Annotated in this window: 15 protein-coding genes; 3 read left to right on the top strand and 12 right to left on the bottom strand. The window is 71.7% G+C overall.

The genetic code is table 11. The annotated features are described in order from the left end of the window. Positions 1-193: 193 nt before the first annotated feature. The 3 genes from ACIBEC_RS16175 to ACIBEC_RS16165 form a co-directional block, all read right to left on the bottom strand. Positions 194-1,555 carry a S8 family serine peptidase gene (locus tag ACIBEC_RS16175; protein ID WP_360494243.1) on the bottom strand — a complete coding sequence of 454 codons (1,362 nt, stop codon included), beginning with the start codon at positions 1,553-1,555 and terminating at the stop codon, positions 194-196. Between the two features lie 120 nt (positions 1,556-1,675). Then, positions 1,676-3,328 carry a hypothetical protein gene (locus ACIBEC_RS16170; RefSeq protein WP_360494246.1) on the bottom strand — a complete coding sequence of 551 codons (1,653 nt, stop codon included), beginning with the start codon at positions 3,326-3,328 and terminating at the stop codon, positions 1,676-1,678. Positions 3,329-3,371: 43 nt separating this feature from the next. Continuing rightward, positions 3,372-3,866 (bottom strand): hypothetical protein, encoded by a 495-nt coding sequence (locus ACIBEC_RS16165; protein ID WP_360494249.1) that lies wholly within the window; start codon positions 3,864-3,866, stop codon positions 3,372-3,374. A 584-nt stretch (positions 3,867-4,450) separates the two neighbouring features. On the opposite strand from ACIBEC_RS16165, the gene ACIBEC_RS16160 reads away from it, so the two are divergent. Next, the gene (locus tag ACIBEC_RS16160; protein ID WP_360494252.1) at positions 4,451-6,367 is read left to right on the top strand and encodes an FUSC family protein; all 1,917 of its coding nucleotides are present in this window, start codon (positions 4,451-4,453) and stop codon (positions 6,365-6,367) included. A gap of 47 nt (positions 6,368-6,414) precedes the next feature. Here the strand turns inward: ACIBEC_RS16160 and ACIBEC_RS16155 are convergent, their stop codons facing one another. The 7 genes from ACIBEC_RS16155 to rsmI form a co-directional block, all read right to left on the bottom strand. Then, a complete protein-coding gene (locus ACIBEC_RS16155; protein ID WP_360494806.1) occupies positions 6,415-8,247 on the bottom strand; it encodes an ABC-F family ATP-binding cassette domain-containing protein in 1,833 nt (610 codons plus the stop codon). 241 nt (positions 8,248-8,488) lie between these two features. Beyond that, the gene (locus ACIBEC_RS16150) at positions 8,489-9,406 is read right to left on the bottom strand and encodes a 4-(cytidine 5'-diphospho)-2-C-methyl-D-erythritol kinase (protein ID WP_360494255.1); all 918 of its coding nucleotides are present in this window, start codon (positions 9,404-9,406) and stop codon (positions 8,489-8,491) included. Further along, positions 9,403-10,347, bottom strand: coding sequence for a 16S rRNA (adenine(1518)-N(6)/adenine(1519)-N(6))-dimethyltransferase RsmA (gene rsmA / locus ACIBEC_RS16145; RefSeq protein WP_360494258.1), 945 nt, complete (start codon positions 10,345-10,347; stop codon positions 9,403-9,405). Before rsmA ends, ACIBEC_RS16150 begins: the two co-directional genes overlap by 4 nt. Before the next feature lie 141 nt (positions 10,348-10,488). Further along, complete coding sequence (locus tag ACIBEC_RS16140; RefSeq protein ID WP_360494261.1) at positions 10,489-11,367, bottom strand: TatD family hydrolase; 879 nt, start codon at positions 11,365-11,367, stop codon at positions 10,489-10,491. A gap of 1 nt (position 11,368) precedes the next feature. Further along, positions 11,369-12,991, bottom strand: coding sequence for a methionine--tRNA ligase (gene metG, locus ACIBEC_RS16135; RefSeq protein ID WP_360494264.1), 1,623 nt, complete (start codon positions 12,989-12,991; stop codon positions 11,369-11,371). A gap of 170 nt (positions 12,992-13,161) precedes the next feature. Beyond that, positions 13,162-13,587: a hypothetical protein gene (locus tag ACIBEC_RS16130; protein WP_360494266.1), complete on the bottom strand. Its 426-nt coding sequence runs from the start codon at positions 13,585-13,587 to the stop codon at positions 13,162-13,164. A gap of 236 nt (positions 13,588-13,823) precedes the next feature. Continuing rightward, a complete protein-coding gene (gene rsmI, locus ACIBEC_RS16125; RefSeq protein WP_360494269.1) occupies positions 13,824-14,693 on the bottom strand; it encodes a 16S rRNA (cytidine(1402)-2'-O)-methyltransferase in 870 nt (289 codons plus the stop codon). 96 nt (positions 14,694-14,789) lie between these two features. Here rsmI and ACIBEC_RS16120 point away from each other — a divergent pair, with 96 nt between their 5' ends. Further along, on the top strand, positions 14,790-16,580 hold the full coding sequence (locus ACIBEC_RS16120) for a dolichyl-phosphate-mannose--protein mannosyltransferase (RefSeq protein ID WP_396287949.1): 1,791 nt from the start codon (positions 14,790-14,792) through the stop codon (positions 16,578-16,580). A gap of 242 nt (positions 16,581-16,822) precedes the next feature. Further along, entirely contained in the window at positions 16,823-18,586 is a 1,764-nt protein-coding gene (locus ACIBEC_RS16115) for a penicillin-binding transpeptidase domain-containing protein (protein ID WP_360494275.1), read from the top strand. A 32-nt stretch (positions 18,587-18,618) separates the two neighbouring features. Here ACIBEC_RS16115 and ACIBEC_RS16110 read toward each other — a convergent pair whose 3' ends face one another. Beyond that, on the bottom strand, positions 18,619-19,833 hold the full coding sequence (locus ACIBEC_RS16110) for a glycosyltransferase 87 family protein (protein WP_360494278.1): 1,215 nt from the start codon (positions 19,831-19,833) through the stop codon (positions 18,619-18,621). A gap of 338 nt (positions 19,834-20,171) precedes the next feature. After that, on the bottom strand, positions 20,172-21,731 hold the full coding sequence (locus ACIBEC_RS16105) for an amino acid permease (RefSeq protein ID WP_396287948.1): 1,560 nt from the start codon (positions 21,729-21,731) through the stop codon (positions 20,172-20,174). Between the last annotated feature and the right edge of the window lie 95 nt (positions 21,732-21,826).

Raw genomic sequence — 21,826 nt, 5'->3', positions numbered from 1 at the left:
TGACGTTTTCCCCTTTTGAGACCTTCCACAGGCATCCAGATGCCACTGCTGCTGCCGGATCGAGCCATCCGCAACGGCCGGCACCACCGCAACCCCCGCCACGCAGAAGCTCGCAGCCCCAACGGCCACAAGCCGCCGCACCCACATCCAGCGGCTCTCCACCCGGTCCCCCCACCACACAAGACGGCCTGAACTACTTCGCGTACGGGTTTTCCCCCGGAGGCCCCGGCGGCTGGTACGACGGCGGAACCGGCGGCATCGGCTGCTGCGCCGGCACCGTCGGCACCTGAACCCCGGGCTCCCCAGCCGACTTCCGCCGCCGCACCACCACGAACACCACCCCGGCCACCAACACCAACCCGGCCACCACCCCAGCCACAATCGGAAGCACGCTGCCCGACCCGGACGACACATCAACCTTCGGCTGCACCGACGGCGCACCAACGGCCACGTCCGTCGGACTCGCAGCCGGGCTCGGCGCCGACGACGCAGGCGCGGACGCACTCGCCGAAGCCGATGGCGCGGCCGAAGGCGAAGCCGCGTCAGCCGGGAGCGGCGACACATTGGCCGGACCAGGATCACCGGGGTCAGTCAGCGCGATACGCGGCCGAACCGCGCCCCACCCTGCATCATCCGTGCGACTGTTCCCGCCATTCGGCCTGCCTGCGGTGTTGATGAGCACCCGCAGAATCTGGTTCGCCGTCCAGTCCTTGTGGACTGCCCAGATCAGGGCGGCTGAAGCAGAAGTCAGAGCAGTCGCATCGGACGTCCCATGGCCCGTGCAGTAACCAGAAGGAGCCGTACAAGCCGCAAGCGTGTCCTGGCCAGGAGCGACGAGCGTAACCTGCGGCCCTGTCTCAGACTCCTCCGTCACGGTTCCGTTTCGGTCAACTGCTCCAACGCCCACAACGTTGGGAAGAGCGCCTGGGTATTCGGCCAGATTCCCAGATTTTGCTGAATTGCCCACACTGGATACCACGAGAGCACCCTTCGCCCGGGCGGTCGCGAGAATCCTGTTCAGTTTGGCCACATCAGCCGGAAGCGTCGTTACCGCTGAAACGCCTTGCGAAATGCTGATGACCCTGGCCCCCTGGTCGACAGCATAAGTGACCGCCTGGCCGATCTGATCAAGGAAGTCCGCCGTGACAGCGGTCCCCACCGACCCGTTATCGATCTTCAATGGAAGGATCTTGACGCTCGGGGCAAGCCCGTACGCCCCGTTTCCCCCTCGATTCCTTCCTGTCCCCGCGATGAGGCTGGCCATCATCGTGCCGTGTCCGTCACCGTAGGAACCCACGCCACCGGAGCTGCCACTAAAGTCCTTGCCTGGCAGGAACTGCCCCACCAAATCCGGATGATCCAGCTTGAAGCCTCCATCGATCACCGCAACGGTGATCCCATCCCCCGTGGAGACATTCCACATCTCAGAGGCATGCATGGCATCCAGGTGCCATTGAGCTGCACGGATCGAATCGTCGGCAACCGCCGGTGCTGCGACCGGGCCGACCACGACTCCCGCCGCCAGAAGCGCCGCAACTGCCGCGCGCCAACGCATGCGCGTGTTCGTCCGCCCCATCACCACTCCTCGTCACTTTCTCCACCGACCGGGAAGCGCGCCCCGAACAAGCCTGCCCGGCCACTGGGAGAGCCCAGTGGCCGGGCAGTCGTTGCCGTCTTACTCAACCACGTCCGGGTTGCTGTGCGGCGTACCGCTGGTCCAGGTTTCCTCGTCCTCGTGCAGGTAATCGGCCCGCTTGCGGCGGTCGCGCTCGTTACGGCCTCCGTGGCCCCCCGTGCCGGGCGCCATCATGCCGTTCTGTCCGGGCCGGGCACCGCCCTCGGCGGCTCCCGCTGCGGCGGCGCGGTTGCGCAGGCCCGTGCCGCCGGGGGTGAACTCTCCACCGGCGGTCGGTCCCTTGCGGCCGCCGACCGCGCCACCGGTGGTCGAGGCCAGGCCCCGGCCACGCGAGCTGCCGCCCGCACCGACGGCGCCGCCGTGGCCGCCTCCCATGCCGGGGTGCATGCCCATGCCGTTCGCACTGTTCTGTCCGCCGACCCGGCCGCCGCCCGGCCCCGCTTCGCGGGGGCCGAAGACCGTCCCGGAGGGAAGCCCCGGAGTCCCGCTCTTGCCCGGAGTCTGGCCGGCCAACGGCGTGCGAGGGCTGACGCTGCCACCCTTGCCAGGGAGGTAGCCGGGGCCACCGCCCTTGGCCTGAACCGAACCGCCACCAGGCCCGACCGGGAAGCCGGGCATCGGACCCCCACCGGGGCCGTTGGGCCCGCCACCGGGGCCGTTGGGGCCGCTCGGGTAGGTCGGGGTGGTGGTCGGTCCGCCAGTCGGCAGGGGGCCACCGCCGGGGCCGGACGGGCCGGTCTGAGTCGGCGCGGTCGGCAGGCTGTCCAGGCCGGTGCCCGGACGGTTGACCGGGTCCGACGGGTGGGACGGCGGGATCGAGGAGCCCGGGTCCTGCGGCGGGGGCGGGACCTGGCCTCCGCTGTACGGAGGGGTCGGGGTGGTGTGGCCCGGGCCGGACGGACCAGTGGACCCCGATCCCGGGTTGTACGGGGTGACCGAGCCACCGCCGTAGCTGCCGCCGGACGGGTTGTGGCCACCTCCAACGCTTCCGCCGCCCGAATACGGACTGCGGACGGAACCGCCAGAGCCGCCCCCGTAGTTGCCACCACCCGTGTATTCCGACTCCCCGCCTCGGTTCCTCTCCGAGTCAGGCGTCCCCGGCAGCGTCACATCGTCGGGGATCCCGTTCAGGGTCGCCGTCGCTGCGCTGTAAGCCTGAGCCAGGTTCTCCACCTGATGCGCGGCTTCCTGCCGCTCCTTCTCGACCGTCGCCTTGGCCTGTGTGTACTCGGCCGAGCTCACCCAGTCCTGACTGCCCGGGAGGCCCTTCATGTAGCTGTCGACCGTCTGGCCGACGGCGAGCTTGGCCTCCACACCTGCGGGAACGGTCTGCCCCTCATACTTGGCGACCACCTTCATCGCATCTGCCGGAAGCTGGGGCATCGCGACCTTGGCCGTGCTGAGTGCTTCACCGGCCTGGGTCATCGCGCCACCGGCGGTCGTCGAGTGCTGACCGATGATGTCTGCGGACTTGTAGAGGTTTCCCACCCAGGTCTTGAAGTTCTCTGCCGCCGGCCCTTCCCAGTGGACCTGGCCGAGGTGTGACTGGAGAGCGGTGCTGAGTTCCCCCAGTACGCGACCAGCGTCCTGAAGCTGAGCAGCCCGCCTCAGCACCACATCGGGCATTGTCTTGTCGACCATCGCCCTGAGGGCGGGATGCTTCATGTCGTTGTATTTGGATTCGCCTGCCATGGCCTCTTCCCCGTCTCCCCGTTTGTGGCCCCTCGTCCCGCCGTCAGAGGCCTGCGTTGGACCTCGGAGCCGACCCGTTCGATCCCGCCGTCGGCGAGGTCCCGCCCGTATTCTTCGCGACCGCGTTCTGGTCGGCGGTCGTGTTGTCCTCGTTGGTCGAGTAGTTGCCGTGCGTCGTCGCGACGGCTTCCTGCATCGCCTGGACCTGTTTGACGAAGTCCTTGTGGAACTTGACGAGCTGAGTGTGGACCTTGCCGTAGGCGGTCGTCAGGGCCGTCGCCTCGTCGAACTTCGCGCTGGCGAAGTGCGCGGTTTCCACCTTCTGCTCTTCGAGCTTGTACGGCGCAGCCGCCGATCCCTCCATCGCGGCGAGCAGCGCCTCGACCTTGGCGGCGAAGGCGGAGAGCGTCTGCAGCTCCACCTTGACGTCCTGCTTGCCGAAGGCCGACACCAGGTCGTTGGCGCTGAAGTTCGTCTGCACCGTGCTGACGACCCGGTTGAACCCGAACCCGAAGGGTCCGAACGGGTCGCTCAGCATGAACGGCGTGTCGTCCGGCGGCGCCGGGCTGTTCGGGTCGGTAGCCGAGGGGTCTGCCGAAGTACTCGGAGCCGGGCTGGGCGAAGGGCTTGCCGAAGGACTAGGCGCAGGACTCGCCGAAGGACTCGGTGCAGGACTCGGAGACGGGCTGGGCGAAGGACTCGGTGAAGGAGTCGCCGATGGACTCGGAGTCGGACTGGCCGAAGGGCTCGCCGAAGGGGTTGGCGTCCCCGAACTAGATGCACTCTTGTCTGCCACAGCAGTTCACCTCTCCCCCGTACGGCCGGCTGCCCGGGGCGTCCCGGGTGGTCCGTGCCGCAACACACCGTCAACTTCTGGGTCGTGCCGTCGTCGTACCGTTCTGGTCGGCGAACCGACCGCCCTGTGGGCGGTTTTCGCCTCCGTCATCGTAGCCACCACCCCTGTCGGACTGGCAGGGACCTTGCCCGGCCCGTACGCGATCGGTACGAACTTGACACGTACAGCCTGCCGTCCCGGCCGCTGGGTAGACTGACCCGGTACGCCCCATCTGCCGCGCAATGTCGCACAGCAGCGACTCAAGGCCGCAGGACGGACGTGTTCGCATGGGTTCTCCGAAGGCCGTTCCCTGGTGGGCTCGTGCCGCGCGGCCGGTGTGGTCGCCGTTGCCGTGGGTGTTGATGGCCCGGGCGGCGGTGGGTGTGGCGGTGCCGTTGGTGGTGGGCTTGTCGGTGCATCGGCTGGATCTGGGGGTGTTCGCGGCGCTCGGTGCGATGCACGCGACGATGAACGATCGGGTTGAGCCGTCGTGGCTGCGGGCGGGGCGGATCGGGGTCGCGGTGTCGGCTTCCGCGCTGGGCATGCTGGTCGGTACGGGTCTTCAGCGGGCCGATGCGGACGGCCTCGTTCTGGGGGCCGCGCTGACGTTGACCGGTTTCGTTTCCGGGGTTGTGAGTGCGACGGGTCCGCGTGGGTCGGCGGCGGGGTTGTTGCTGTTGGTGTCGGCCGCGTTGGGGAGCGGGATGCCGCTGCCGGGGCCGTGGTGGGCGGCGGCGCCGATGGTGTCGGTCGGTGCGGGCTTGGTGGTGTTGCTGGGGTTGCCGGTGGGGGTGCCGGGCCGGCCGGGGGCTGATCCGCGCAGTCGGGCGCTGGCTGCCGTGTACGAGGCGCTGGGCCGCACCTTGGCCGATGTGGGCACGTCGCGGGCGGCTGCCTCGCGCCAGGCGTTGACGGCCTGTCTGAACCAGCTGCAGGATCTCCTCCCTGGCGGGAGCCCTTCTGTCGCTCGCGGGTACGAGGCCGTTCTGGCGGTCACCGAGGCGGCGACGGGCTTGTTGTGGGCGCGGCGCCCGGTGCCGCCGGAGGTCGCCGGGGTGCCGGATCGTCTGGCGGCTGCCGTGTGGCGGGGTGGCGGTGAGGTCGTGGTTCCCGGGTGGCGGCCGGATACGCCGGCCCGGCAGGCCTTGGACGTGGCTCTGCGGGCCGCTGCCGATTGGGTGGCCGGCCGTGACGCGCGGCTCGATGTCGCGCCCGCGCCCGTGCGCCGACAACTGCAGGTGCTGCGGGTGCGGCTGTTGTCGGGGGCGTCGGTCCGGTACGGGCTGCGTGTCGCGCTGTGTATCGCGGTCGGCTCGGCGGTGACGGCCAACTATCCGCTCAGCAAGGGCTACTGGGTGCCGATGACGATCGCTTTCGTCCTGAAGCCGGATCTCGGTTCGGTGTTTCTGCGGGCGGTGAGCCGTTCGGTGGGCACGGTGCTGGGGGTGGCGGTGGCGGCGGCGCTGCTGGTGTTGACCACCGAGGAGTGGGCGCTGACCGCTGTGGCCGTGCTGTGCGTGGCCCTGTTGCCGTATGCCACGGCGGCGCACTACGGGCTGAACACCGTGGTGATGACGCCGATGGCGCTGGTCCTGCTGCAGCTCGGCGGCGGGAGCGGTGCGGCGGAGTTCCGGCCTCGCGTCCTGGACTCGGTCGTGGCCAGTGCGATCGTCCTGCTCTTCGGGTACCTGTTGTGGCCGGAGCGCCCGCGCCATCGGATCGAGCCCCGGCTGGTGGAGGCGACGACGGCGTTGCGGGCCTATCTCGACGCGGTGGCTGCCGGTCGCGCCGATCGGGCCCAGGTGTGGCTGCGCCGGACGGCTTACCGGGCGTTGGCGGATGCCCGGCAGGAGGTGCGGCAGGGGCTGGTCGAGCCGCCGCCCTTGGGTCGGCCGGCCGAGCGGTGGCTGCCGGCGACGGCGGCGCTGGAGCGGCTGGGTGGTGCGGTGGCGGCGTTCGCGGCGCAGATCCGGTTCGGCGGCCGGGTGCCGGATCCGGCTGAGGTCGATCGGGTCCGCCGGGCGCTGGACGAATTGACCGCCGCTGCCCGCGCGCACCGGCCGCCGGCCGCACCGTCGGACGACCCGACCGCGCCGAGCGGGCCAACCGCACCGACGGATCGCCCGACCACGCCGCACGACCCCACGCTCAGCGCGCTGGGCCGTGCGGCGGACGAACTCGAAATGCTTCTGGCAAGCGACTAGCCGAACCCCGACCGGCAGCGCGCCGCGACCGGCACCGAACCGCGAGGTCAGACGTGCTCGGCCAGCTCCAGCCAGCTCAGCTCCAGCTCCTCCTTCTCGTCCCGGACCGCGCGCAGCTGCGTGTCCAGTTCGGCGACCTTGGAGAAGTCGGCGGCGTGCTCGGCGAGTTGGGCGTGCAGCTTGGATTCCTTCTGGTCCAGTTTGGCGATCTGCCGCTCCAGCTTCTGCATCTCCTTCTTGGCGGCGCGCAGGTCGCCGCCGGACAGCCCGGAAGCGGCGTCGGCCCCGGCGGCCGACGAGGCCGCGGCAGGAGCGGCCTGGGCGGCGACGGCGGCGGCCTGGGCGGCCATCCGTGCCCGCCGCTCCAGGTACTCGTCCACACCGTTCGGCAGCATCCGCATCTTCTTGTCGCCGAGCAGCGCGTGGACGACGTCCGTGGTGCGCTCGATGAAGAAGCGGTCGTGGCTGATGACGATCATCGAGCCGGGCCAGCCGTCGAGCAGGTCTTCGAGCTGGTTGAGCGTCTCGATGTCCAGGTCGTTGGTCGGCTCGTCCAGGAACAGCACGTTGGGCTCGTCCATCAGGAGCCGCAGCAGTTGGAGGCGGCGGCGCTCGCCGCCGGACAAGTCGCCGACCGGCGTCCACTGCTTGTCCTTGCCGAAGCCGAACTGTTCGCACAGCTGGCCGGCGCTCATCTCCCGGCCCTTGCCGAGGTCGACGCGCGAGCGGACCTGTTCGACGGCCTGCAGCACCCGGGTCGTCGGGTCGAGCTCGACGACTTCCTGGGACAGGTAGGCGAGCCGCACGGTCTTGCCGACCTTGATGAGGCCGGACGCGGGCTGCACGTCGCCCTCGCTCGCGTACGCGTCGCGCATGGCGCGCAGCAGCGAGGTCTTGCCGGCGCCGTTGACGCCGAGCAGGCCGATCCGGTCGCCGGGGCCGAGCTGCCAGGTGAGGTTCTCCAGCAGGAGCTTCGGGCCGGCCTTGACGGTGACGTCTTCCAGCTCGAAGACGGTCTTGCCGAGGCGCGCGTTGGCGAACTTCATCAGCTCGGACTTGTCACGCGGGTCCGGCACGTCGGCGATCAGCGCGTTGGCCGCCTCGATGCGGTAGCGCGGCTTGGAGGTGCGGGCGGGGGCGCCGCGGCGCAGCCAGGCGAGTTCCTTGCGGGCCAGGTTCTGGCGCTTCTGCTCTTCGACGGCCTCGATCCGGGAGCGTTCGGCGCGGGCGAAGACGTAGTCGGAGTAGCCGCCTTCGTACTCGTGCACCTCGCCCTGCTGGACGTCCCACATGCGGGTGCTGACCTGGTCGAGGAACCAGCGGTCGTGGGTGACGCAGACCAGCGCGGAGCGGCGCTTCTGCAGGTGTTCGGCGAGCCAGTTGATGCCCTCGACGTCGAGGTGGTTGGTGGGCTCGTCCAGGATGATCAGCTCGGGTGAGCCGAGCAGCAGCTTGGCGAGGGCGATCCGGCGGCGTTCGCCACCGGAGAGCGGGCCGATGACGGTGTCGAGGCCGTCGGCGAAGCCGGGCAGGTCGAGGCCGCCGAAGAGGCCTTCGATGATGTCGCGGATCCGGGCGTCGCCGAGCCACTCGTGGTCGGCCCGGTCGGCGATCACCTCGTGCCGGATGGTGGCCTTCGGGTCGAGCGAGTCGTGCTGGGTGAGGACGGCCGGCTCGAGGCCGCCGTTCCACGTGATGCGGCCGCTGTCGGGTTCCTCCAGCTTGGCGAGCATCCGGATGAGGGTGGTCTTGCCGTCGCCGTTGCGGCCGACGACGCCGATCCGGTCGCCCTCGCTGACGCCGAGGCTGACCGCGTCCAGCAGGGTGCGGGTGCCGTAGACCTTCGTGACGGACTCGATGGTGGCGAGGTTGACGGCCACGTGTGCTGCGCTCCAGGGTTCGGCGGTCGCGGGGGCGGCCCGCCGCCCCTGTCTCGGGGACACCCCGATCTCCCCAGCCTAATGCGCCAGCGGCGACACCCTCACCGCACTGCTCCCGCGGCACCGTCCCACCGCGCAGCACCGCACTGCTCCCGCGGCACCCGCGGCACCCGCGGCACCCGCGCCACGGCGCAGCACCGCGCCGGGTGACGCGGCACGGCGCCACCACAACGGCAGCGCCTTACGCCTGGACCGCGGCCCCCGGCACCGGCCCGTATGTCGCGTGCGCCGTCCGGCAGGTGCCGGAGGCCCGCAGGGCCTGGGCGACGGCGGCGGCCGCGTCGGCGTCCTTGGTGAGGAAGGCGCAGGTCGGCCCGGAGCCGGAGACCAACGCGCCGAGGGCGCCCGCCTCGGTGCCGGCCCGCAGGGTGTCCGCGAGTGCGGGGCGCAGCGAGAGTGCGGCGGGCTGGAGGTCGTTGGCGAGCGCGTCGGCCAGGGCGACGGCGTCGCCTTCGGCGAGTGCGGCAAGCAGGGCCTGGTCGGCGTCGGGGGTGGGGACGTCGGTGTCGCTGGAGCCGGTGCCGGCCTCGTCGCGCAGCCGGTCGCACTCGCGGAAGACGGCGGGGGTGGACAGGCCGCCGTCGGCGACCGCGAAGACCCAGTGGAAGGTGCTTTCGACGGCCAGCGGTTCGAGGATCTCGCCCCGGCCGCGGCCGAGCGCGACGCCGCCGAGCAGGGCGAACGGCACGTCCGATCCCAGCTCCGCGGCCAGCTCCAACAGGGTGCCGAGCGGGGTGTCCAGCTGCCACAGCGCGTCGCAGGCGACCAGTGCCGCGGCGCCGTCGGCGCTGCCGCCGGCCATGCCGCCGGCGACCGGGATGGCCTTGGCGATGTGCAGGTGTACGCCCGGGTCGGCGATGCCGTGGTGGGCGGCGAGGAGGCGGGCGGCGCGGGCGGCGAGGTTGCTGTCGTCGAGCGGGACGGCGGCGGCGTCCGGTCCGGAGCAGGTCAGGGTGACGCCCTGCCCCGGGGTGGCGGTGACCTCGTCGCCGAGGGCGACGGCGAAGAAGACGTTGGCGAGGTCGTGGAAGCCGTCGGCGCGCAGCCCGCCGACCCCCAGCTGGACGTTGACCTTGGCCGGCACCCGTACGGTGATCACTCGTCGCCTGCCTTCGGCTTGTCCTCGTCCGCCTTCGGCTCGCGTGTGTCAGCCTTCGGCTTGTCCTCGCCCGCCTTCGGCTTGTGCTCGGCGATCGCGGCGAACTGCTCGACCGTCAGCATCTCGCCGCGCAGCTTGTGGTCGATCCCGGCGGCGGCGAGCGCCTGCTCGGCCCCGGCGGCGGAGCCGGCCCAGCCGGCCAGGGCGGCGCGCAGGGTCTTGCGCCGCTGGGCGAACGCGGCGTCGACGACCGCGAACACCTCGGTGCGGCTGGCGGTGGTCTTCGGCGGCTCGTGGCGGACCAGGGAGACGAGCCCGGAGTCGACGTTGGGGGCGGGCCAGAACACGTTCCGTCCGATGGCGCCGGCCCGCTTCACGTCGGCGTACCAGTTGGCCTTGACCGACGGGACGCCGTACACCTTGTTGCCCGGCTTCGCGGCGAGCCGGTCGGCGACCTCGCTCTGCACCATCACCAGGGTCCGCTCGATGCTGGGGAAGGTCGCCAGCATGTGCAGCAGGACGGGCACGGCCACGTTGTACGGGAGGTTGGCGACCAGCGCGGTGGGCGCCGGCCCGGGCAGCTCGGTGACCTCCATGGCGTCGCTGAAGACCAGGTCGAAGGCGTCGGCCTTGCCCGGCATCCGGGCCGCGACGGTGTCCGGCAGGTGCTGCGCCAGCACCGGGTCGATCTCGACCGCCGTCACGTGCCGCGCCACCTCGAGCAGCGCGAGCGTCAGCGAGCCGAGCCCCGGCCCGACCTCTACCACCGCGTCCTGCTCCGTCACCCCGGCGGCCCGGACGATCCGCCGCACGGTGTTGCCGTCGATGACGAAGTTCTGCCCGCGCTGCTTGGTCGGCTTCACGCCGAACGCGGCCGCCAGCTCCCGGATGTCGGCGGCGCCCAGCAGGTGGCTGTCAGGGGTGGGGTCGGTGGTGCTCACGCGCCAAGGATACGGGCGCGCGGGCGCCCGCCCCGACGCGCCGGACCCGACCGGGCGCTCCGACCGGCCCGAGCAGGCGGACCCACCGGACCGACCGGCCACGCCGACCGGCGGCTCCGACCGGCGACTCCGCCCGAACGCTCAGTACCCGAAGGCCCGCGCCGTGTTCTCCGCGATGGCCGCCGACAGCTCGTCCTCGTGCAGCCCCAGGGTGGCGGCCATCGAGCGCACCGTGACCGGGATCAGGTACGGGGCGTTGGGCCGGCCGCGGTAGGGGTGCGGGGTGAGGAAGGGGGCGTCGGTCTCGACCAGGATCCGGTCGAGCGGGGTGGCGAGCAGCGCGTCCCGCAGCGGCTGGTTGGCCTTGAAGGTGACCGGGCCGGCGAAGGAGAGGTACCAGCCGTGCCGGGCGCAGGTCTTGGCCATGTCGGCGTCGCCGGAGTAGCAGTGGAAGACGGTCCGTTCCGGGGCGCCTTCCGCCAGCAGGACGGCGATGACGTCCTCGTGGGCGTCGCGGTCGTGGATGACCAGGGCCTTGCCGTGCCGCTTGGCCATCTCGATGTGGCGGCGGAACGACTCCTTCTGGATCTCGACGCCTTCCGGCCCGGTGCGGAAGTAGTCCAGCCCGGTCTCGCCGACCGCCCGTACCTGCGGCAGGGCGGCGAGCCGGTCGATCTCGGCGAGTGCCTCGTCCAGGGCGGCGGCGCCGCCGGCCGTGCGCTGCCGGCCGGACCAGCCGTCCGCGTCGCCGAGGAAGATCCGCGGCGCCTCGTTCGGGTGCAGGGCGACGGCCGCGTGCACCTGCTCGTACTGGGCCGCCAGCTCGGCGGCCCAGCGCGAACCGGGCACGTCGCAGCCCACCTGGACCACCGTGGTGACGCCGACGGAGGCGGCTCGGGCCAGGCCTTCGGCCGGGGTGCCGGACTGCATGTCGAGGTGGGTGTGCGAGTCGGCCACCGCCACTGCCAGGGGTTGCGGCAGCGGCGGCGGGGTCGACCGGTCGTCGTCCTTGGCGGCCATGTCAGGCGGCCGGCTTCTCTTCGAGGCGCGGGAAGAGGATCTCGCCCTTGGTGACGGTGGCACCGGCGGGCAGCCGGCCCCAGTCGGCCACGGTGGCGATGGTCTGCGCGGGCAGCGCGCCCAGCCCGGCGGCTTCGGCGCCCAGCGAGTCCCACAGCTTCTCGGCGGTGGTCGGCATCACCGGGTTGAGGAGGACGGCGGTGGCGCGCAGCGACTCGGCGGCGGTGTAGAGGATGGTCGCGAGGCGCGCCCGGCCCTCCGCCGATTCGTCCTTGGCGACCTTCCAGGGCTCCTGCTCGGTGATGTAGCCGTTGACCTGCTTGACGAACTCGAAGATCGCCGCGAGGCCGCCGGCGAAGTCCAGCTCCTCGCCGATCTTCCGGTCGGCCGTCGCAACGGCCTTGGTCAGCCCGTCGGCGACGGCCTGCTCGGCGTCGCCGGGCGCGGTGGCCGCGGGCAGCACCCCGTCGAAGTACTTGCCGACCATCGCGGCGACCCGGGAGGCCAGGTTGCCGAAGTCGTTGGCGAGTTCGGAGGTGTAGCGGGCGGTGAAGTCCTCCCAGGAGAACGAGCCGTCCGTGCCGAACGGGATCGCCCGCAGGAAGTAGTAGCGGTACGCGTCCACGCCGAAGTGCGAGGTCAGGTCGGTGGGCGCGATGCCGGTCAGGTTGGACTTGGACATCTTCTCGCCGCCGACCATCAGCCAGCCGTTGGCCACGACCCGCTTGGGCAGCGGCAGGCCGGCGGCCATCAGCATGGCGGGCCAGATGACCGCGTGGAAGCGGAGGATGTCCTTGCCGACCAGGTGGACGGAGGCCGGCCACAGCTCGGCGAAGCGCTCCGGGTCGCTGCCGTAGCCGGCCGCGGTGATGTAGTTCTGCAGCGCGTCGACCCACACGTAGAGGACGTGCTTCTCGTCCCAGGGAAGCGGCACGCCCCAGTTGAAGGTGGAGCGGGAGATCGAGAGGTCCTGCAGGCCCTGCTCGACGAAGCGCAGCACCTCGTTGCGGGCGGTTTCGGGGGCGATGAAGCCGGGGTTCTCGGCGTAGAACTCCAGCAGCTTCTCGCCGTAGGCCGACAGGCGGAAGAAGTAGTTCTCCTCCTCCAGCCACTCCACCGGCTTCTTGTGGATCGGGCAGAGCTTCTCGTCCTCGCTCGCGCCGTCGAGCAGCTCGTTGGGGAGCTTGTACTCCTCGCAGCCGACGCAGTACGGGCCGGAGTAGCCGCCCTTGTAGATCTCGCCCTTGTCGTACAGGTCCTGGACGAACTCCTGCACGCGGTCGGTGTGCCGCTGCTGGGTGGTGCGGATGAAGTCGTCGTTGGCGATCTCCAGGTGCTCCCAGAGCGGCTTCCAGGCTTCCTCGACCAGCTTGTCGCACCACTCCTGCGGGCTGACGCCGTTCGCCTCGGCGGTCCGCATGATCTTCTGACCGTGTTCGTCGGTGCCGGTCAGGTACCACACCTTCTCACCGCGCTGGCGGTGCCAGCGGGTGAGGACGTCGCCCGCCACGGTGGTGTACGCGTGGCCCAGGTGGGGGCGATCGTTGACGTAGTAGATCGGGGTGGAAACGTAGTACGCCGGGGCGTTCGTCCCGGTGGTGCTGTGGTCTGCAGTGGCCGCCATGGTCGGAAAGCTTAGTCGGGGACGCGGGCCGTCCTCGACCGAGTTGTGTCCCGGCCGGGGGCGGCCCTTCCCGCGTCCTCCGGTGTCAGCCCGTCAGCGTCCCGTATCAGCCGCGCGCCCTCCGGTATCAGCGCGGCAGCCTCCCGGTGTCGGCCCGCCGGCCTCCGGGGTCAGCCCAGCAGCCGCGACCAGAACCGGGCCCAGCGTCCGCGCGGCTTGGCGGGCGCGGGCACCGGGGGCGGCCCGGCCGGCTCGGCGTGCGCCGGGTAGCCGGGGGCGTGGTGCGAGGGTCGGTCGGCGGAGGCCACCCGGCCCTCGCGCATGATCCGGACGGTGTGGCCACCGCACCCGGGGCAGGTCGGCTTGAGCAGCGGGGACGGCACCCGGACACCGTTGGCGTGGTACTCGAACACGACGTGCCCGTCCTTGGACACGTGGTGCTCGATGTCGTACGCCTGCTCCCAGCCGTACCCGCAGCGCAGGCACGCGAAGGAGTAGGCCTCCCGGACGGTCTCGACGGGAGTGTGCGCCCGCCCGGCCAGTCCGGCCGTGCTCAGCGCGTTGCCACCGCGGGGGTTACCGACAATGTCGCTCATAGCCGTCTCCCAGCGCCCGCCGGGCGCTCGCCCGGCTGGGTCTTTCCATTCCAGGAAATGCCCGGACCGCCCCGGCCGATGCCCCACTTGTGAAGACTTGGATGCGGATTGGGAAGCCCTATACGAAGGGCCTCCCCCGGACCGAAAACCGCGACCGAAACTTCAGCTCAGCGGGTGTTTACCGGGGCCTTCCCTCCAAGGTACGACTACCCGTGCGCAACGCAACCCCCGGGAATTCACCCCTTTTTCAGGCCCTCGACCGAGCCTTCCCTCTTGGCCGCCACGACCGCGTCGAAGACCTCCCGCTTGGGCAGCGAGAGCTCCGCCGCGACCGCCGCGATGGCCTCCTTGCGCCGCTCCCCCGCCTCCTCGCGCACGGCCACCAGCCGGGCCAGCTCGGCCGGGGTCAGTTCCTGCGGCGCGGCCGGCGGGGCGCCCGCGACGACGACGGTGATCTCGCCCCTGACGCCCTCCGCGGCCCAGGCCGCCAGCTCGCCGATCGGCCCGCGCTTGACCTCCTCGTAGGTCTTGGTCAGCTCGCGGCAGACGGCGGCGGGGCGCTCCGGCCCGAACGCCTCGGCCATCGCGGTCAGCGCCTCGGCGATCCGGTGCGGCGCCTCGAAGAAGACCATGGTGCGCGGCTCGGCGGCGATCGAGGCGAGCTGTCGGGCCCGGTCGCCGGTCTTGCGCGGCAGGAAGCCCTCGAAGGTGAAGCGGTCGACCGGCAGGCCGGACAGCGCGAGCGCGGTGAGTACCGCTGACGGCCCGGGCACCGCGGTGACCTTGAGGTCCGCCGCGACGGCCGCGGCGACCAGCCGGTAGCCGGGGTCGGAGACCGAGGGCATGCCGGCGTCGGTGACCAGCAGCACCCGGGCGCCGCCGAGCAGCGCCTCGACCAGTTCGGGGGTGCGGCCGACCTCGTTGCCCTCGAAGTACGAGACGACCCGGCCCGCCGGGGTCACCCCGAGTGCCTGGGTGAGCCGGCGCAGCCGCCGGGTGTCCTCGGCGGCGATGACGTCCGCCGTCGCCAGTTCGTGGACCAGTCGGGGCGGGGCGTCCGAGACGTCGCCGATGGGGGTGCCTGCGAGAACGAGTACTCCTGTCACGGGCCCCATCCTTCCAGCTGCGGCCGCCGGGGGCTTTTGGTGACGATTCGGGCAGCTTCCGAGGGAGCGGACACGCGTACGAAGGGCGCCCCTACGATGTGGCGGATGAACGGCGACACGGCGGCGCAGACGCCCACTGGTACGGACCACTCCGCGCGGGGCGGCGTCGTTCTGCCGTCTCCCCGCTCACCCCGGCCCGCACCCCCGGCCTGGCGCGAGCGCCTGGCCGCGCACGGCTACCGCGCCCGCCCGACCGCGCCGCTGGCCGAGCGCCTGGTGCCGCCGATGCCGGACGGCCCCCGGGTGACCCCGCGCGACGTGCCGCAGTCGCCGCTGCTGCTGCGCCTGGGCGTCTCGCTGCCGCAGGGCCTGTGGTACTTCCTGTGCCGCTGGTCCGGCTGGCTGGGACCGGTCGCGGTCGCGGTGTTCGCCGGGATCCTGCGGTTCACCAACCTCGGCCAGCCGCACGCGATCATCTTCGACGAGACGTACTACGCCAAGGACGCCTACGCGCTCTGGCACGGCGGCTACGAGATCAGCTGGCCGGAGGAGGCCAACGCGACGATCATGACGCCCGGCGCGGCCGTCCCGTACCGGTCGGCCGCCTCGTACGTGGTCCATCCGCCGGTGGGCAAGTGGATCATCGGTGCGGGCGAGCAGCTGTTCGGCATGAACCCCTTCGGCTGGCGCTTCGCGGTGGCCCTGCTCGGCACGCTGTCGGTGCTGATGCTGGCCCGGATCGCCCGCCGGATGTTCCGCTCGACCCTGCTGGGCTGCGTGGCCGGCCTGCTGCTCTCGGTGGACGGCCTGCACCTGGTCCTCAGTCGGGCCGCCCTGCTCGACCTGGTGGTGATGTTCTGGATCGTCGCCGCCTTCGGCTTCCTGTTGCTGGACCGCGACCGCACCCGGGCGCTGCTGGCCGAGAAGCTGGGCGGGGTCGAGAACCCGGAGCTCGCCCAGCGGCTGGGCCTGGGCTGGCGCCCGTACCGGATCGCGGCCGGCGTCTGCATCGGCCTGACCTGCGCCACCAAGTGGAGCGGCCTGTACGTGATGGCGGCGTTCGGCCTGATGACCGCGCTCTGGGACGTCGGCGCCCGCCGCCTGGCCGGCGCCCCGCGCCCGTACCGCGCGGTGCTGGCCCGGGACGTGGCGCCGGCCTTCGTGTCGGTCGTCGTGGTCCCCCTGGCGGTCTACGTCGCGTCCTGGTGGGGCTGGTTCGCCAGCAGCAACGCCCCGGGGAAGGGCGGCTGGGGCCGGGACTGGGCGGTCGGCCGTTCCACCGACTACCCGTGGATACCCGAGGGCCTGCGCGCCCTGTGGCACTACCACTCGACGGTCTACGAGTTCCACACCCACCTGAGCGACCCGCACACCTACCAGTCGAACCCGTGGTCCTGGCTGGTGCTGGGCCGACCGGTCTCCTTCTACTACGAATCCCCCAAGTTCGGACAGGCCGGCTGCACCGCCGCCGACTGCGCCCGCGAGGTGCTGGGCATCGGCACCCCGCTGCTGTGGTGGACGGCCGTGGTGGCCCTGGTCTACTGCCTGTGGCGCTGGGCGTTCCGGCGGGACTGGCGGGCCGGCGCGCTGCTGTGCGGCCTGGCCGCGGGCTACCTGCCGTGGTTCGCCTACCAGCAGCGGACGATCTTCCTCTTCTACGCGGTGGTCTTCGTCCCGTTCCTGGTGCTCGCGGTGACGATGCTGGTCGGCGCCCTGATCGGCCCGCCCGGCGCCTCCCGGGACCGCCGGATCATCGGCTCCGCGGCGGCCGGCCTGCTGGTGCTGCTGATCGTCTGGAACTTCCTGTTCTTCTTCCCGCTCTTCACCGGCCAGACCATCCCGCTGGAGGACTGGCGCCGCCGGATGTGGTTCAACAGCTGGATCTGACGGCGGGGGCCGACAGCGGGGTCCGACAGCCAGGCCCGACGGCCGGTCCACCCGGCCCGCGGTCCGGCACACACCGTGTCCCCCCGAATCATCCGTATGCGGTGCACGACACGTACCAGATCCGTCACAAGTCCCGGGCGTTTCGTCGGCGCACCGATTCCGCCTGCCTAGGGTGGGGGCGTACCGCGTTTCCGGCCCCGGCCGGTTGCGCCCGGCCGCGAGACCCCTGGGGGACCTGCACCATGCGCAGTGGCGCGAAGATCGGCATCATCACCGGCGTGTCCATCGCCGTCCTCGCGGGCGGCGGCTACGGCGCGTACAGCCTGATGGGCTCGGACTCCGACTCCGGGGGCAAGAAGGCCCGTACGGTGGTCGCCGAACCGCCGTCGGCCGACCAGGCGGCGTCGGGCGCGAAGGACTTCCTGGCGGCCTGGGCGGCCGGCGACATCGCCAAGGCGGCCTCGCTGACCGACGACCCGGCCGCGGCCACCACCGCGCTGACCGCCTTCCGGGACCAGGTGAAGCCGAGCGCGCTGACGCTCGCCCCGACCGGTCCGACCACCCAGCAGGTCTTCGCCGCCGCCACCGGCACCCCCGCTCCGGCCAAGCCTTCCGCCGGGGCCTCCGCGACGCCGTCCGCGGCCGGCACCCCGGGCGCCGGCGACTCGCCGTCCGCCTCGGCCACGCCCGGGCCCACCGGCACGCTGATGAGCTTCAAGGCCCGTGCCGAGTTCGAGGGCACCAACCGGGCCTGGGACTACCAGGGCTTCCTGGGCGTCGTGAAGATGAGCGACAACACCCCGGCCGTGCACTGGGCGCCGTCGGTGATCCACCCCCACCTGTCCGGCAACGAGACCATCGCCGTCCAGCAGGTCTTCGCCCCGCCGTCCACCGTGGTGGACCGCAACGGCAAGCCGCTGCAGGGCGCCTCGCTCACCCCGGCGCTGATGAACAGCATCCAGGAGAACGCCCAGAAGCTGCTCCCGCCGGACCCGGCCAAGGACCAGGACTCGGGCAAGGCCGTGGTGATCAGCGACCCGGCCGGCAAGGGCGCCACCGACAAGCTGTTCACCATCGTCGAGCCGAAGCCCGGCAAGCCGTTCAAGGTGACCCTCGACAACACCGTCCAGGCCGCCGCCGAGAAGGCGATGACCGACCTGGGCGGCAAGCCCGGCTCCATCGTGGCGATCGAGCCGAGCACCGGTCAGGTACTGGCCTTCGCCAACTCGCCCGCCAACGGCCAGAACCGGGCCTTCGCCGGGCTGCTCGCGCCGGGCTCGACGATGAAGATCGTCACCTCGGCGGCGTTGCTGGAGGCCGGGGTCAACCCGGACACCGTGGTGCCCTGCCCGGAGAAGAGCAGCAACTCGGTGGCGATCCCGAACGACTTCCCCGGCGCCTTCCCGAACAACACGCTCCAGCAGGACTTCATGGTGTCCTGCAACACGGCCTTCATCAACCAGGGCCTGACCAGCCTCAAGCCGGAGACGCTGTCCTCCACCGCCAAGGACGTGTTCGGCATCGGCCTGGAGTGGAAGACCGGCCTGCCGAACACCGACGGCAAGGTGCCGGCGACGCCGGGCAGCAAGGACGAGCAGGCCATGAACTACATCGGCCAGGGCAAGGTCCAGATGAACCCGCTGGCGATCGCCTCGATCACCGCGACCGTCCAGAGCGGGGCGTTCAAGCAGCCCATCCTGGTCGCCGGCCTGCCGCAGCAGGCGGCGGCCCGCCAGATCTCGCCGGACGTCGCCGCCAAGCTGCGCGCGATGATGAACGCCACCGCCCTCGGCGGCACGGCCAAGGACGTGATGGCCGGGATCACCGACAACGCGGGCGCCAAGACCGGCTCCGCCGAGGTCCAGGGCGCGTCCACCACCAACAGCTGGTTCACCGCCTTCCGCGGCAACATCGCGGTGGCCGCCGAGGTCCAGGGCGGCGGCCACGGCGTCGACGCGGCGGGCCCGGCGGTGGCCTCCCTCCTGAAGGCCGCCGCCGGCCACTGACCCACGGCTGGTCCCCCGTACGGAGCCCGCTCTCAGCCTCGCGGCAGGGCGGGCTCCGGCACGTCCGCCACCCGGCCGGGCGGCGCCGGGCGCCGGCTGCTCCAGCGCCGGGCCGCCAGCCGGGGCCAGATCACCAGCACCACCGGCAGCGCCAGGTACCCGAACCGCCCGGCCGGGGCGAGCATGAAGGCGATCGCGAGCCCGGCGGCCAGCAGGTCGGCGGCGGCGATCGCGGAGACCGGCGGCCGGGCCAGCAGCCAGATCGCCACCGCGATCAGGGCCACGGTCATCAGGGCCAGCGAGATGGCGTGCCCGGTCGGCCCGAAGCCGGCCAGCACCTTGCCGGGCAGCGGGCTGCCCGCCGGGGTGCGGATCGCGGTCATCCCGAGCGGGAAGCGCACCACCTGCTCGCGCAGCGCGTCCGACTGGGTCAGGACGGACGGCAGGATCACGGCCACGCTCACCCCGACCCCGATCAGCGCGGTCCGGGCGGCGGGTCGGCGCCCGTACAGCCGCCAGAGCAGCAGGACGGCGACCGGCAGGGCGGGCCAGGCCGTCCACTTCAGGGTGCAGGCGAGGGCGAGCACCAGTCCGGCGCCGACGGTGCGGTCCCGCTCGGCGAGCGCCATGGCCAGGCAGCAGACGCCGATCAGCGGCAGGTCCACCCCGCCGACCGCCAGGGCGAGCGCTATCAGCGGCGAGGCGGTGAGGACGGCCAGCGGCAGCAGGGGCGCGCGCGGGGCGCCGCCGACGGGGCGGGCGGGCCGCAGCAGCCGCCAGGCGGCCAGCAGGCAGACGAAGAAGGTCAGCGCGAACCAGATCCGGGCGTCCCCGGCGACCTTGGCGAAGGCGGTGGAGTCGCCGAGCAGCTGGCGCGGAAGCCCGAACAGGGCCATCGCCGGCAGGTACGGGTTGTAGTCGGTGACCACCACCGGGTGGGGCAGGTAGGCGTCGCCGGTGGTGAGCAGCAGGTGGGCCGAGCGTTCGACCACCATGACCTCGGACTGGTGGCGGCCGTGCAGGGCGAGCAGTCCGAGCGGCACGACGACGGCGCCGACGAGGGCGACGGCAGCGCCGGCGTGGGCCGCGAAGCGGCGCGGCAGGGTCAGGCAGAGCAGACCGGCCAGGAGGTAGGCGGGGGCCGCGATCAGGCCCCACAGCCGCTGGTTGGCCAGGTCGGAGACGAGCGGGAAGGCTCCGGCCCAGCCGGCCGCGATGAGGCAGCCGAGCAGTTGGACGGTCCGCATCGAGGCGAGCTTGGCGGGATTCAGTCGATCGGGCGTGGGCGGAAAGGTGCTCTCGCCACGCTGTCGGGGGAACGGCCGGACGGAGAAGCCTCTCGGTGGTCGTCCGGGTCTGGACGACGTCTCGGTCGCGATGGACTGGGCCGGCGTTCTGCGGCGGCCGGTGAAGCGGCCGCGCGGGCGGGAGAAGCCGGGCGTGCGGGTGCTCACCATGGTGGAAGGTTATGGGTGCGGGCCCGGCCCTGTCGCCATGGCGTCGGGCACTGGGCGGGTGATGGCACGAAAAGGGCCGCCGGATGTCGTACCGGTCGGCGGCCCTTCACGTCTGGTTGGTCTGCCGGTCAGCCGGCGGTGCGGTCCGCCGGGACGGCCTCCCGCTCGGGCTGCTCCAGCCTCGAGTGCTTGATGCTGTAGCCGAAGTAGACGACCACGGCGACGGCGAGGGCGATCCCCCCGGCCCGGAAGGTGTCGGCGTGCAGGCCGGTGATCAGGTAGACGCAGAAGCCGACGCTGACCAGCGGGACGACCGGGTAGCCGGGCACCTTGAAGCCGCGCGGCAGGTCGGGCTGGGTGCGACGCAGCACGATCACGCCGATCGAGACCACCGAGAAGGCGATGAGCGTCCCGAGGCTGGTGATGTCGGCGAGGACGTTCAGCGGGACGAAGGCGGCCAGCGCGCCCACGCCGAGGCCCACCACGAGGGTGTTCCAGACCGGGGTTCCGGTGCGCGGGGAGAGCTCGGCGAAGCGCTTGGGCAGCATGCCGTCGCGGCCCATCGAGTACAGGATGCGGGTCTGGCCGTAGATCACCACGAGGGTGATGCTGAAGATCGAGAGGATCGCACCGACCGCGAAGACCATCGCGGGCCAGCTCTGGCCGGTGATGTCCTGGAGGATCTGGGCGAGGCCGGCCTCCTGGCCGTCGAACTTCTGCCAGGGCTGGGCGCCGATGCCGGCCAGGGCGACCAGGATGTAGAGCAGGGTCACCACCACCAGCGAGATGATGATCGCCATCGGCAGGGTGCGGCGCGGGTTCTTGACCTCCTCGCCGGCGGTGGACACGGCGTCCAGGCCGATGAAGGAGAAGAAGATGCTGGACGCGGCGACCTGCACGCCGCCGATGCCGAGCGGCATGAACGGGCTCAGGTTGCCGGAGTGGAAGCCGGTGAGCGCGATGCCGATGAACAGCAGCAGGATGAGGATCTTGATCCCGACCATGGCCGCATTGACCTTCACCGACTCGCTGACGCCGCGGATCAGCAGGACGCAGACCATCGCGACCAGCAGCAGCGCGGGCAGGTTGAACCAGTGGGTGCCGTCCGGCGCACCGGACAGCTGCTCCGGGATCTTGAACCCGAAGGCCAGGTCGAGGAACTTGTTCAGGTACTCGGCCCAGCTGACCGCGATCGCGGAGGCCGAGACGCCGTACTCCATCAGCAGGCAGATGCCGACGCCGAAGGCCACGCCCTCGCCGAGGGTGGCGTAGGCGTAGGAGTACGAGGAGCCGGAGACCGGGATCGCGGAGGCCATCTCGGCGTAGCAGAGCGCGGTGAGTCCGGCGGTGACCGCGGCGATCACGAAGGACAGGATGACGGCCGGGCCGGCCGAGGGCACCGCGGTGTTCAGCACGAAGAAGATGCCGGTGCCGATGGTGGCGCCGATGCCGATCGCGGACAGCTGCCAGAGGCCGATCGAGCGGCGCAGGTGGATTCCGGAGCGTCCACCCTCCTCGGGCGCGCCGGCCGGAAGGGCGTCGCGCCCTTCGCTCTCCGCGATCAGTGACGAGACGGGCTTGCGTCGCAGCAGACGCGCACCAATGGTGTTGCTGGCCAAAACCGCGGTCCTTCTGGGCAGGGGAGGGTGTCCTGGCGGCCGGCCATCCGGGACACCCGGGGGTGTCATCAGGGACCAACCGAACAAAGATGGGACAGTACCCGGCGAAAGCACCAGTGTCGCAAACGAACAGTCCGGATCAGCGCATTGTACGAAACGGAGCA

The sequence above is a fragment of the Kitasatospora sp. NPDC051164 genome (assembly GCF_044455625.1).
In the GTDB taxonomy this organism is placed as follows: Bacteria; Actinomycetota; Actinomycetes; order Streptomycetales; family Streptomycetaceae; genus Kitasatospora.
Note: the sequence above shows the minus strand (reverse complement) of the source record. Positions and strands in the feature narration are given on the sequence as shown.

Excerpts from the sequence above, each read along its gene's own strand:
- ACIBEC_RS16110 (WP_360494278.1), bottom strand. The coding sequence starts at position 19,833 with ATGCGGACCGTCCAACTGCTCGGCTGCCTCATCGCGGCCGGCTGGGCC.
- ACIBEC_RS16170 (WP_360494246.1), bottom strand. The coding sequence starts at position 3,328 with ATGGCAGGCGAATCCAAATACAACGACATGAAGCATCCCGCCCTCAGG.
- metG (WP_360494264.1), bottom strand. The coding sequence starts at position 12,991 with ATGGCGGCCACTGCAGACCACAGCACCACCGGGACGAACGCCCCGGCG.
- ACIBEC_RS16105 (WP_396287948.1), bottom strand. The coding sequence starts at position 21,731 with ATGACACCCCCGGGTGTCCCGGATGGCCGGCCGCCAGGACACCCTCCC.
- ACIBEC_RS16115 (WP_360494275.1), top strand. The coding sequence starts at position 16,823 with ATGCGCAGTGGCGCGAAGATCGGCATCATCACCGGCGTGTCCATCGCC.
- ACIBEC_RS16175 (WP_360494243.1), bottom strand. The coding sequence starts at position 1,555 with ATGCGTTGGCGCGCGGCAGTTGCGGCGCTTCTGGCGGCGGGAGTCGTG.
- ACIBEC_RS16120 (WP_396287949.1), top strand. The coding sequence starts at position 14,790 with ATGTGGCGGATGAACGGCGACACGGCGGCGCAGACGCCCACTGGTACG.
- ACIBEC_RS16140 (WP_360494261.1), bottom strand. The coding sequence starts at position 11,367 with ATGGCCGCCAAGGACGACGACCGGTCGACCCCGCCGCCGCTGCCGCAA.
- ACIBEC_RS16165 (WP_360494249.1), bottom strand. The coding sequence starts at position 3,866 with ATGCTGAGCGACCCGTTCGGACCCTTCGGGTTCGGGTTCAACCGGGTC.
- ACIBEC_RS16130 (WP_360494266.1), bottom strand. The coding sequence starts at position 13,587 with ATGAGCGACATTGTCGGTAACCCCCGCGGTGGCAACGCGCTGAGCACG.
- ACIBEC_RS16160 (WP_360494252.1), top strand. The coding sequence starts at position 4,451 with ATGGGTTCTCCGAAGGCCGTTCCCTGGTGGGCTCGTGCCGCGCGGCCG.